This is a genomic window from Pseudomonas sp. GZJR-8 (assembly GCF_002916705.1).
GTDB lineage: Bacteria > Pseudomonadota > Gammaproteobacteria > Pseudomonadales > Pseudomonadaceae > Aquipseudomonas > Aquipseudomonas synxantha_A.
This window is the reverse complement of sequence record NZ_JXSI01000014.1, coordinates 86,546-98,588: the sequence shown is the minus strand read 5'-3', so window position 1 is coordinate 98,588 and position 12,043 is coordinate 86,546. Positions and strand designations below refer to the sequence as shown.

At 61.2% G+C, this 12,043-nt stretch carries 12 protein-coding genes; 5 read left to right on the top strand and 7 right to left on the bottom strand.

Annotated elements, in window-relative coordinates:
• Positions 1-404 (top strand): hypothetical protein (locus tag TK42_RS23460; RefSeq protein WP_158254348.1); only part of this gene is annotated, 404 nt, incomplete at its 5' end.
• 92 nt (positions 405-496) lie between these two features.
• Here the strand turns inward: TK42_RS23460 and TK42_RS23455 are convergent.
• A complete protein-coding gene (locus TK42_RS23455) occupies positions 497-1,405 on the bottom strand; it encodes an acyltransferase (RefSeq protein WP_032879094.1) in 909 nt (302 codons plus the stop codon).
• A 173-nt stretch (positions 1,406-1,578) separates the two neighbouring features.
• Between TK42_RS23455 and TK42_RS23450 the strand changes: the two genes are divergently transcribed.
• Genes TK42_RS23450 through creD form a run of 4 tightly spaced genes read left to right on the top strand, consistent with a single transcriptional unit; the run spans position 1,579 to position 5,597 of the window.
• A complete protein-coding gene (locus TK42_RS23450; RefSeq protein ID WP_103735255.1) occupies positions 1,579-2,079 on the top strand; it encodes an ATP-dependent zinc protease in 501 nt (166 codons plus the stop codon).
• 8 nt (positions 2,080-2,087) lie between these two features.
• Positions 2,088-2,756 carry a two-component system response regulator CreB gene (gene creB, locus TK42_RS23445; protein ID WP_078822503.1) on the top strand — a complete coding sequence of 223 codons (669 nt, stop codon included), beginning with the start codon at positions 2,088-2,090 and terminating at the stop codon, positions 2,754-2,756.
• Positions 2,756-4,195: a two-component system sensor histidine kinase CreC gene (gene creC / locus TK42_RS23440; protein WP_103735254.1), complete on the top strand. Its 1,440-nt coding sequence runs from the start codon at positions 2,756-2,758 to the stop codon at positions 4,193-4,195. The genes creB and creC overlap by 1 nt, the downstream gene beginning before the upstream one ends.
• 52 nt (positions 4,196-4,247) lie before the next feature.
• Entirely contained in the window at positions 4,248-5,597 is a 1,350-nt protein-coding gene (creD, locus tag TK42_RS23435; RefSeq protein ID WP_103735253.1) for a cell envelope integrity protein CreD, read from the top strand.
• Positions 5,598-5,783: 186 nt separating this feature from the next.
• On the opposite strand, the gene TK42_RS23425 is transcribed toward creD, so the two are convergent.
• The 6 genes from TK42_RS23425 to TK42_RS23400 form a co-directional block, all read right to left on the bottom strand.
• Positions 5,784-6,413: a glutathione S-transferase family protein gene (locus TK42_RS23425; RefSeq protein WP_032879098.1), complete on the bottom strand. Its 630-nt coding sequence runs from the start codon at positions 6,411-6,413 to the stop codon at positions 5,784-5,786.
• Between the two features lie 162 nt (positions 6,414-6,575).
• Positions 6,576-6,758 (bottom strand): hypothetical protein, encoded by a 183-nt coding sequence (locus tag TK42_RS23420; protein ID WP_078822500.1) that lies wholly within the window; start codon positions 6,756-6,758, stop codon positions 6,576-6,578.
• Complete coding sequence (locus tag TK42_RS23415; RefSeq protein WP_005792106.1) at positions 6,755-7,858, bottom strand: PepSY domain-containing protein; 1,104 nt, start codon at positions 7,856-7,858, stop codon at positions 6,755-6,757. Before TK42_RS23415 ends, TK42_RS23420 begins: the two co-directional genes overlap by 4 nt.
• 63 nt (positions 7,859-7,921) lie before the next feature.
• Positions 7,922-10,351, bottom strand: coding sequence for a TonB-dependent siderophore receptor (locus TK42_RS23410; protein ID WP_103735251.1), 2,430 nt, complete (start codon positions 10,349-10,351; stop codon positions 7,922-7,924).
• A gap of 207 nt (positions 10,352-10,558) precedes the next feature.
• Positions 10,559-11,527, bottom strand: a complete 969-nt coding sequence (locus TK42_RS23405; protein ID WP_103735250.1) for a FecR domain-containing protein — start codon at positions 11,525-11,527, stop codon at positions 10,559-10,561.
• Positions 11,524-12,042, bottom strand: a complete 519-nt coding sequence (locus TK42_RS23400; RefSeq protein WP_103735249.1) for an RNA polymerase sigma factor — start codon at positions 12,040-12,042, stop codon at positions 11,524-11,526. Before TK42_RS23400 ends, TK42_RS23405 begins: the two co-directional genes overlap by 4 nt.
• Position 12,043: the final 1 nt, after the last annotated feature.

Sequence of the window (12,043 nt, the reverse complement as noted above, 5' to 3'; positions counted from 1 at the left end):
CTAAAGAGTGGCCGGTAGACAAACCGTTGCCTGAAGGTGGCGTGCACCTTGTGAAGGGTGCGGACGGTCAACCAGAAGCAGTCACTGCTGCTAAAGAGTGGCCGGTAGACAAACCGTTGCCTGAAGGTGGCGTGCACCTTGTGAAGGGTGAGGACGGCCAACCAAAAGAGGTTGATGCATCCGGAGTGCCGCGCAGCGATTTGGCAAATGTACCCTCGTCTGTGCAGGCTTCCGCTGACGCAGTGATTTCCAATCTCGTTGAGGTGTTGGGCGCCCAGGCTGCTGGAGGTGATATCTCGCAAGCATCAGCAAAGATGCGCACGGCTTTGGATTCCCTTTTTGACAGGACCAACCCTACGCAGGTACGAGATGCTCTGCGCAACAGCATAAATGAGCTGGCTTGAGCGGTAGCGTCGAAACAGTAGGGAGCTGCAGGAAGCAAGACACCACTATGGATTACCTTTCAAGGTCTCGTGTATGACCTTGGAAGGTTCCATCATCGTTGGCTTTCGCATTGCATGCCGTCGTTTTCCAGCAGTTCATGGATTCGACGGTCCTTTTCCGCCCAGAGCTGGTTGACCCAGTTCTGGACGGTCTGGCGAAACGCCGGATCATTCTCGTAATCCCCTTGCCACAACGCCGGGTCCAGCTCGCGGGTGCGGATATCCACGATCACCTTCGGCACCGCGCCACTGATCAAGTCCCAGAACCCCGGGATCTTGTGTTGCGGGTAGACCACGGTGACGTCGAGTACCGCGTCCAGCTGTTCACCCATCGCCGCCAGTACAAACGCGACGCCGCCTGCCTTGGGCTTGAGTAGCCGGGTAAAGGGTGAATCCTGTTGCGCGCGCTTGGCCTCGCTGAACCGCGTGCCTTCCAGGTAATTGACCACCGTCACCGGCTGGCGCTTGAATAGCTCGCAGGCCTCCTTGGTGATTTTCAGATCCTGCCCTGCCAGTTCAGGATGCTTGGCCAGAAATGCTTTGGTGTAGCGCTTCATGAACGGGTAATCCAGCGCCCACCAGGCCAGGCCGAGGAAGGGCACCCAGATCAGCTCTTTTTTCAGGAAGAATTTGAAGAACGGCGTGCGCCGGTTCAGCGCCTGGATCAGCGCCGGAATATCGACCCAGGATTGGTGGTTGCTGATGACCAGGTAGGAGGTGTCACTGCGCAGGTTCTCACCGCCGCGGATATCCCATTGGGTTGGAATGCACAGCGAGAAAATCAACTTGTCGATCTCGGCCCAGGTCTCGGCGATCCACATCACCGCCCAGGACGCATAGTCACGCGAGCGGCCCGGCGCCACCAGCTTGAGCAGGGCAAACACCATCAAGGGGCCGATCAGGATCAGCGTGTTGAGTAACAGCAGCAGTGTGACCAAACAGCCGGTGAGCAGGCGGCGCATAAATAACTCTTGGAATCTTGTGGGTGGGCCATGATAAGCAAGGTGAGTCTAGAGGCCAAATCGCAAATCAGCGGACGAATGTTTCACAATGTGCCGTGTAGGGTGGCAGTCACTAACCAAGTGCCGCGTTTGCGGTCTAGAATCCGCCTACTTCTTTCCGAGGAACTCACTTCGTGAAACTGTTATTTGCCTCCCTCGCTCTGCTGGCCCTGCCTGTCATGGCTGCCGAACCGACCCTTTATGGTCGCTACGAATACATCCAGTTGCCGGAGATCGGCGAAACCTTCAAGGCCAAGATGGATACCGGCGCGCTGACCGCCTCGCTGTCGGCCCGGGACATCGAGACCTTCACCCGCGACGGCGATGATTGGGTGCGCTTCCGCCTCGGCGGCAAGGACGCCGGCAGCAAGGTCTACGAGCACAAGGTGTCGCGCATCAGCAAGATCAAGAGCCGTGCCGACGAAGATGACGACAAGGACGAAGCCAGCGTGGCCAAGCGTCCGGTGATCGATCTGGAGATGTGCCTGGGCGACGTCAAGCGCACCGTCGAGGTTAACCTCACCGACCGCAGCAGCTTCAACTACCCGCTGTTGATCGGCGCCAAGGCCCTGCGTGAATTTGGCGCGGCGGTGAACCCGGCACGTCGCTACACTGCCGACAAACCGGACTGCTGATTGAACCCATGCCGCACATCCTGATTGTCGAAGACGAAGCGGCGATAGCCGACACGCTGATCTTTGCCCTGCAAGGCGAGGGCTTCACCACCACCTGGCTGACCCTTGGCCAGGCGGCGCTGGAGCATCAGCGCCAGAGCCCGGCCGACCTCATCATTCTCGACATCGGTCTGCCGGACATCACTGGCTTTGAAACCTGCAAGCACCTGCGCCGGTTCAGCGAAGTGCCAGTGATGTTCCTCAGTGCCCGGGATGCCGAGATCGACCGGGTGGTGGGGCTGGAAATCGGTGCCGACGATTATGTAGTCAAGCCCTTCAGCCCTCGGGAAGTAGCGGCGCGGGTCCGGGCGATTCTCAAGCGTGTTGGCCCGGGTGCGGCCCCGATGCTGTTCCAGGTGGACCTGGAGCGCATGCAGATCCACTATCGCGGGCAACCCCTGAGCCTCACGCGCCACGAGTTCCGCCTGCTGCAAAGCCTGTTGGAACAACCCGAGCGCGTGTTCAGCCGCGAGCAACTGCTGGACGCCGTCGGTGTGCCCGCCGATGCCGGCTACGAGCGCAATATCGACAGCCACATCAAAAGCCTGCGCAGCAAATTGCGTAGCGTGGCGGCACAGGCCGAGCCGATCCAGACCCATCGCGGCCTGGGCTACAGCTACAGCCCGAGCCACAGCTGATGCGCCTGGGGCTGCGGATTTTCCTGGTGTATGCGCTGTTTATCGGCCTGACCGGCTACTTCGTACTCAACACGGTGATGAAGGAAATCCGCCCCGGCGTGCGCCAGTCTACCGAAGAAACATTGGTAGACACCGCCAACCTGCTGGCTGAAATCCTGCGCGAAGATGTGAAGAACGGCACCCTGGGCCAGAGTCATTGGCCAGCGCTGCTCAAGGCTTACGGCAATCGCCAGCCGGGTGCGGTGATCTGGGGCCTGCCGAAAAACCAGGTCAACCATCGTATTTATGTGACCGACGCCAAGGGCAGGGTCCTGCTTGACTCCAGCGGTGAAGCAGTGGGCCAGGACTATTCGAAGTGGAACGACGTGTACCTGACCCTGCGCGGCGAATACGGTGCGCGCTCCACCCGCAGCGACGTGGACGATCCCGCGTCATCCGTGATGCACGTTGGGGCGCCGATTCGCGATAACGGCCAGATCATCGGCGTGGTCACCGTGGCCAAGCCCAACAGCTCGTTGCAACCCTACGTGGATCGCACTGAGCGCCGCCTGCTGTGGTACGGCGCGGGGCTGGTCATTCTGGGCCTGCTGCTGGGCGCGCTATTGTCGTGGTGGCTGACCGTCGCCCTCCGACGCCTTACTGCCTATGCCGAAGCCGTGAGCGAGGGCCGCCGCGCCGAGTTGCCGCATTATCGCGGCGGCGAGCTCAAGCAGTTGTCCACCGCCGTGGAACACATGCGCACGCAGTTGGAAGGCAAGGCTTACGTAGAGCGCTACGTGCATACGCTGACCCATGAATTGAAAAGCCCGTTGGCGGCGATTCGCGGTGCGGCGGAGCTGTTGCAGGGCGATATGAGCCGTGAGCAGCAGCAGCGGTTTGTCGGCAATATCGACAGCGAAAGCGCGCGCCTGCAACAGTTGATCGAACGCCTGTTGAACCTGGCCCAGGTTGAGCAACGTCAGGGGCTGGAGGAACAGTCGAACATCCCGCTGGCGGTGTTGGTCGATGAGGTGCTCAAGGCCCAATGTGCGCGAATCGAAGGTGCCGGCTTGCAGGTGGAGCAGGTCATCGCCGCCGATGTGAAGGTGTTTGGCGAACCCTTCCTGCTGCGTCAGGCCCTGGGCAACCTGCTCGACAATGCGCTGGATTTCACCCCTCCCGGCGGCACGCTGAGATTCAGCGCCCAGGTGCGGCATAACGATGTGCAGGTCAGTCTGTTCAACCAGGCCGCGGCGATTCCCGATTACGCGCTGCCGCGCCTGAGCGAGCGGTTCTACTCGCTGCCACGTCCGGCCAGCGGGCGTAAAAGCACGGGCCTGGGGCTCAACTTTGTCGAGGAGGTGATGAAGCTGCATGGCGGCTCGCTGCAGATCGGCAATGTGCCAGGCGGCGTGCAAGCAGTGCTGCATCTCCACACAGTCTCCACATTGCCCACATAAATCCCCCATACCGGCTGGGCAGACTCTCCCCCATTCAAACAGGGAGAGACCCATGAACCGCAGCCTGCTTTTCAAACTTGGCGCGATTGCGCTGCTGATCCTGCTGTTGCTGATTCCGTTGCTGATGATCAACGGCATCATCACCGACCGCCAGCAACTGCGCGACGGCGTATTGATGGACATCGCCCGCAGCTCCAGTTACGCCCAGCGCCTCACCGGGCCGGTGATGGTGGTGCCGTTTCGCAAGACGGTGCGTGAATGGAAGCTCAATGAAAGGCTCAATAAACGCTACGAAGAAACCCGTGAAGAGCGTGGCCGGTTGTATTTCCTGCCGGAGCATTTCGAGCTCGACGGCAAGGTGCAAACCGAACTGCGTGCGCGGGGTATCTACCAGGCGCGGTTGTTCCATGCCGACAACCGTATCAGCGGGCGTTTTGAATTGCCTGCGCAGTTGGGAATCACCGAAGACTTTGCTGATTACCGCTTTGAGCCTGCGTTTCTGGCGGTGGGCATCAGCGATATTCGCGGCATTGAAAACGCTTTGAAGCTGGAGCTGGGTGATCAGCGCCTGGAGTTCTCGCCGGGCTCGCAGGTGGACTGGCTGGGCGAGGGCGTGCATGTGATGTTGCCGACGCAAGACGGCAAGAAACCTGCCGTGCTGGATTTCGCCTTCGACCTGCGTCTGCAAGGCACCGAACAACTGCAAGTGGTGCCGGTGGGCAAGACCAGCCAGGTGTCCCTGGCGTCCAACTGGCCGCACCCGAGTTTCATCGGCAACTTTCTGCCGGCTCAACGGGAAGTCAACGACCAGGGCTTCAGTGCCAGTTGGCAGACCTCATTCTTCTCCACCAACCTTGAACAAGCGCTGCAAAGCTGCCTGGACCGCCAGGGCTGCGAAGACTTCAACAACCTCAGCTTTGGCGTGAACTTCATCGACCCGGTGGACCAGTACCTCAAGAGCGACCGTGCGATCAAATACGCGCTGTTGTTTATCGCCCTGACCTTCGCTGGCTTCTTCCTGTTCGAAGTGCTCAAGAGCCTGGCGGTGCACCCGATTCAGTATGCACTGGTGGGTGTGGCGCTGGCGTTCTTCTACCTGTTGCTGTTGTCGCTGTCCGAGCATGTGGGCTTTGCCTTGGCGTACCTGATATCGGCCAGTGCCTGTGTGCTGTTGATCGGTTTCTACGTGTGCCACGTGCTGCGTAGCGTCGTCCATGGGCTGGGGTTCTCGGCAGGGTTGGCGGCGTTGTATGGCTTGTTGTTCGGGTTGCTCAGTGCCGAGGATTACGCGCTGTTGATGGGCTCGCTGTTGCTGTTTGGCCTGCTGGGCACGGTCATGGTGCTGACGCGCAAGCTGGATTGGTATGGGGTGGGTAAGCGCAAGGTGGAGCAAGTGCAATGATTGGGTTGCGGGAGGATCAGCAAGCGGGGGCGCAGTTGGCCTTAAGGATCGCCACCTTCCTCAATACCACCACCGTCCCCTGTGGGAGCGGGCTTGCCCGCGATAGAGGTGGTTCAGAAGCAGATGTACTGAATGACACGCCGCAATCGCGGGCAAGCCCGCTCCCACAGGGGGTAGGTATGCATGTCAGGCGGGCGGTTGGGTCTGCTGCATCGAAGGCCGCTGGCTGACCTCGGCGTACCAGGCGGCGAGCTTGGGGTTGTCCGAGCGCCACTGCATATCCGGATGGCGAAAGTCGAGGTAGCCCAGGGCGCAGGCGACGCTGATCGAAGCGATATCGAAATGGCTGGCCAGTTCGGCGATGGCGTCCTGCTCCAGCTCGGCGAGAGCGCGACGAATCTTGTTGCGCTGTTCGTCGAGCCATTGATCCCAGTGTTTTTCCAGCGGGCGCATGGCGGTCTCGTAACGCACCAGCACGGCGGCATCCATGATGCCGTCGGCCATCGAGGCCAACGTCAGGCGCCGCCAGCGCGCCGAGCCATCGCGAGGGATCAGCGGGTTGCCGACATGCTGGTGGTCGAAGTAATCGAGGATCACCCGGCTGTCGTGCAGTACTGAACCGTCGGCCAGGCGCAGCGCCGGGATCTTGCCCACCGGGTTGCCTTGCAGTACTTGGGCATCCGGGTTGACCGGTGTCGGCAGGCAAGCGTGCAGGGCCACGCGGTCCTGCTGGCCGGTCTCGCTCAGCAGCACGCGGACTTTGCGTACGAACGGCGAAGCGGGGTTGTGGAACAAGGTCATGCTGGGGGCGGACATGGGCATTCCTCGAAATGGACTGGGGCTAGCGTAGATGCTTGCGCAGTGGCTGGCGAGGGGGATTTTTGTGATCCAGAGGGCCTCATCGGGGGCAAGCCCCCTCCCACACTGGACGGCGTTCACAAATCAAATGTGGGAGGGGGCTTGCCCCCGATAGCGCCCTCAGCCGCGCCGCTTGCCCAACGCCCAAGCGCCAATGGCAGCAGGTACGCCCAACCCCACCCAACTCAAAGAATCCCACACCCCATCCCCCAGCAACGCCGCAAACAACCCGGCGGCACTGAGCAGGCCAATCCCCATTGGTATGCCAAACACTTTCCAGAAATTCGACTGCCGAGGCTTCATACCTTGGCCGCCTTGCGCCGCACGATCCACAAGTAAATGCCGCTGACCAGCACGACGATGGTCAGCACATCCAGCACTGCCCACAAGATTTTCATCGGCATCCCGCCGTAATCACCGAAGTGCAGCGGTTGGGACATGCCCATGGCGTCCATGTACCAAGGGCGCTCGGCGATGGCGGTGACGGCCAGGGTGCTGGCGTCGATCAGCACCGGCGTGAGCAGATGGGAGGTGAGGTGCGTGCTGCCTTTCATGAACACCGCATAGTGATGCTCGCTGGAGAAGCGTGTGCCGGGGAAGGCGATAAAGTCCGGCTCCATGCCCGGCGCTGCCTGGGCGGCAATGCTCAGCAGCTCGGTGGCCGGTGCGCGGTGGGTCAGCGGCGGGGCGTTCTGGTAGGGTTCGATCATGGCGCTGAGGCTGTCCTGGCGCCAGGCGGCGATGATCAGGTCGGCGCAGGCGCTGATCACGCCGGTCACGCCCACCACCAGCGCCCACGTCAGGGTGACCACGCCGATCAGGTTGTGCAGGTCGAGCCAGCGCAGGCGGGTGGACTTGTCCTGGCGCACGGTGGCGAACTTCAAGCGGCGCATGAACGGCAGGTACAACACCGTGCCCGAAACAATCGCCAGCACGAACAGAAGGCCCATGAACGCCAGCAGCAACTTGCCCGGCAGGCCGGCGAACATGTCCACATGCAGACGCAGCAGGAACAGGGTCAGCCCGCCATTGGCCGCCGGGGTTTCCACTGCTTCGCCAGTGCGGGCGTCGAGCATGAAGGTGTGCGACGAGTTCGGCTCGGTGCCGGCCGTGGCGGCCATGATCGCGATCACACCGTTCTTGTCGTCTTCGTCCCACGCCAGGTACTGCATGGCCTCGCCGGGTCGATGGGCCTGGGCTTTGGCCACAAGCTGCTCAAGGTTGAGCTGCGGCGTATCGGCCGGCATCTGTGCCAGCTCGGGCTCGTTACCCAGCAGGTGGTCGATCTCGTGGTGGAACACCAACGGCAAGCCGGTGAGGGCGAGCAGTAGCAGGAATACGGTGCAGATCAGGCTGGTCCAGGTGTGGATGAAGGACCAGCGGCGGATGGTTTTGCTTTTCATTTTCGAGCCTTCAGATGCACCCAAGCCGCCCTGTGGGGCGGCCTGGTTGTTAACTCAAGCTGATCACCACTGGTAGGTGGCGCTGGCGACGACGCTGCGTTGGTCGCCGAAGTAGCAGTACGAGCCATCACAGGTGGAAATGTAGTCCTTGTTGAACAGGTTGGTCGCGTTCACTTTCACCGACGCGCCTTTAAGGCTGTTGTCGAGGCGACCGAGGTCGTAGTGCACGGCGCCGTCGAACACGGTGTAGGCATTGGCCTTGCCGGCCCAGGTATTGGCTTGGTCGCCATAGGTATTGCCGGTGTAGCGTGCGCCGAAGCCGATACCGAAACCGTCGAGGGCGCCGGTGTGCCAGGTGTAGTCGGTCCACAAGGAGGCTTGTTGGTTGGGCATCAATTGCAGGCGATTGCCTTTGAAATCGCCTTTTTGCACTTCGGATTTGGCCAGGGTATACGCCGCGATCACCTTGAGGTTTTCGGTGACGTCAGAGATGGCTTCCAGCTCCAGACCTTTGACTTTCACCTCGCCGGTCTGGTCGGTGACAGATACACCACCGGATTGGAAGCTGCTGACCAGAACGTTCTTCTGGGTCAGGTCATACACCGCTGCACTGAGCAGCGTGTTCGAGCCCGGCGGTTGGTACTTGATCCCCAATTCCCACTGCTTGCCCTCGGTGGGTTTATAGGACTCTGTAGGTGAAGCGCTGGCGTTGCTCGCCGGTTGGAACGATTCGGCGTAGGAAATGTACGGTACGAAGCCCGAGTCGAACACATAGCTCAGTGCCGCGTTACCGCTGAAATTCTTGCTGCGGTCAGTATTGGTCGCGTCGTTTTTGTTGAAGTAAGTTGTACCTTGGTGCACCCAGTCTTCACGGCCGCCCAGGGTCAGGCGCCAGTTGTCCAGCGCCATTTGGTCCTGCACGTAGAGACCGGTCTGGATGGTTTTCTGGTTGTAGTCGTAGAAAGCGCCGGAGCGTGCGGGGCGTTCAACCGGCGTGGTGTTGACCGGGTTGAAGATGTTGACTCTTCCGGCCTGCCCGTAAATCGACAAGTACGAGGTATCGGTACGCTGGTGGTCCAGTCCGAGGAGAAGGGTGTGGGTGACGTCACCGGTGGCGAAGTCGGCCTGAAAGTTGTTATCGACCGCCAATTGTCCGATGTTCTCGTCCACGTTGGTGGACGATCGATCGATATTGCCCTCAGCGTCGACCGGCGCCCAGCCATAGGCCCCCACGGTCAATTGCTGAAACGACAGTTCCGATTTGGTGTAACGCAGGTTCTGTTTGAACTGCCATGTATCGCTGAAACGGTGCTCGAATGCGTAGCCGAGTGCGTAATAGGTACGGTCGTAGAACTCGTAGTCCGGATCGCCCAGGTTCTTATGATGCGAAACGTCACCCAGCGGCGACTTGATCTTGGTGCCGACTATCGGCAGGAACTGGCTGGTAGCCCCGGTATCGTCACGGGTGAACTGCGACAGCAAGGTCAGCTTGGTATCGGTGTCGATATTCCAGGTCAGGCTCGGTGCGATGTTGTAGCGTTTGTTGTCGATGTGATCGACCTGGGTACCAGCATCGCGCACCACGCCGCCAACGCTGTAGAGAAACTGGCCTTCATTATCGATCTTGCCAGTGCTTTCGAAATTGATCTGGCGGTAGTTGTCACTGCCGTATTGCACCTGGATGGCGTGGCTCGATTCAGCGCTGGGGCGGCGGCTGACCATGTCCAACAGGCCACCCGGTGGGGTCTGGCCGTAGACAGACGAGGCCGGACCGCGCAGCAAAGCGAGGCGATCCAGGTTCCAGGTTTCGGCTTTCGGGTTGGCATACACCCCGCGTGGCAGTGGCAGGCCATCGAGGAATTGCGTCGGCTCGAAGCCGCGTACGCGCATCCAGTCGTAGCGGGTGTCGCTGCCGTAGCTGGCGGAAACGATGCCAGGCATGTATTTGACCGCATCGTCGAGGTTCTGCACGTTGCGGTCTTGCATCTGCTCGCGGGTGGCTACCGAAATCGAGCGTGGCGCCTCGACCAGCGCGGTATCGGTTTTGGTGCCGGCGGCGGTGCGCTTTGCCACATACCCCTCCACCGGCCCCCAAGCGCTTTCATAGCTGCCCTGGCCGGTGATGTTGGTAGTCGGCAAGGCGACGACGCCCTCCGGAACCGGCACCAGGGTGTAAGTGCCCGTACTGCTTTGTTCCAACTGCAAGCCAGTACCGCGCAAGGCCTCGCGCAACGCGCTCTGTGCATCGAACTGGCCCTTGACCGGGGCCGAGGTCTTGCCGGCGGCGAGTGTCGGGTTGAGGGTCAGCGCCAGGCCAGCCTGGCTGGCGATCTGGTTCAGGGTGCTGGCCAATGGGGCTGCCGGCAGGTTATAGGCGCGCACGCTCAAGGCTTGTTCAGCAGCGATCAGCGAAGTGCTCGCCAGCGGGGCGCTGAGGGCGATGGCCAGGGCTAACAGACTGGGACGCAACAAGGTGTCTAGCGTGCGGGACATAAGGGCGGCTCCTGAATGGAAATATTTCTCAATTGCTTAGGTGCCGAGCGAGAATCGGAAAGTGATAGGGCTGGGTGAAACTATTTTTTTGGCGGTGTGTTTCAGGGCCTCATCGGGAGCAAGCCCCCTCCCACATTTGGATGTGTGAGTACCTTCCAATGTGGGAGGGGGCTTGCTCCCGATGGCGATTGCCCGGTCACCACAGAACTAAGGCTTGGCAGCTACAGTCACCCACCACGGCGTGTGCTGCTTGATCTGCACCGGCAAGGTCGGCAACAGCGCATTCAACGCCAGCGTGGTGTCGTGCAGGGGGAAGCTGCCGGTGATGCGCAGGTCGGCCACGTTGTCATCCACGCCCAAGTGCCCGGTGCGGTAGCGGCCCAGTTCTTCGATCACATCGCCCAGGCGGGCGTTGTCGACCACCAACATGCCGCGGGTCCAGGCGTCGGTGGCGGGTGTCACGGCCAGCAGCGGGCCAAGGCCATCGCTGCGCATCAACACTTGCTGGCCTGCTTTGAAAACGTGCTCCTGATGCAGCGCTTCAGGCTGGGCGGCCACGGCGGACTGCAACACGCTCAAGCGCGTAGCGTCGTCTTCGCGCTTGACGATAAACCGGGTACCCAGCGCTCGCAGGCTGCCGTCGCGGGTTTGCACATAGAACGGGCGTGAATCGTCGTGGCCGGTTTCGACGAGGATTTCGCCCTCCTGCAACACAATCAATCGGCGCTGTTCGTCGAAGCGCACATCTATGGCGCTATGGGTATTGAGGTTGATGGAAGTGCCATCGTCCAGTTTCAGTGTGCGTTGCTCGCCGGTGGCGGTGCGCTGGTCGGCCAGCCAGTAGTGGATCGGCACGTAACGCTCGCCGGCAAACAAGCCCAGGCCACACACCAGTACGATACTCGCCAGGCCACGGCCCAACTTGCGTACGCGCTGGCGAATGCCGTGGCGCGATTGCAGCAACGCCGCCCGGGCCGGGCCGGCGGCCACGCTGAAGCGCTGATCGAGCATGCCCAGTTGGCGCCAGGCGCGGGCATGTTCCTCATCGCTGGCCAGCCATTTGGTGAACTCTTGCTGTTCCACCGCGCTGCCGTCGCCCGAGTCCAGAGACAGTTGCCAGGCAATCGCGGCATCCAGCACCCGTGCCGAAACCGGTTTGGAGCTAATGGTTGTCACGAGGGCTCGCCATACAGCGCGATGTAGCACTGACGTATACCTTGGGCCAGGTACTGGCGCACACGGGGCACCGACACACCGAGGCGCTGGGCGATTTCTGCGTGGCCCAGGCCGTCGAGGCGGTTATAGAGGAACGCGGCGCGGGCCTTGCTCGACAACTTGCCGAGCAGGCGGTCGATGGCCTTGAGGTCTTCAAGGATCAGTTGCTGTGCTTCCGGCGAAGGGTGTTTGCTTTCGGGGATCAGCATCAATTCGGTGAGATACGCCTGTTCCAGAGCGGCTCGACGGAAGTAGTCGAACAGCAGGCCCTTGGCGATGGCCACCAGGAACGCCCGGGGCTCACGGGGCTCGCGCAAGCCGTCGCGGCCCAGCAGGCGCATGAAGGTGTCCTGGCTCAGGTCTTCGGCGCGGCTCGGGCAGGCTACATTGCGGCGTAGCCAGGCCAACAGCCAGCCACGATGGTCGCGATACAACGCGCCAACAAGCTCACTGTGTGGGGTCTGGACCGACGACAAG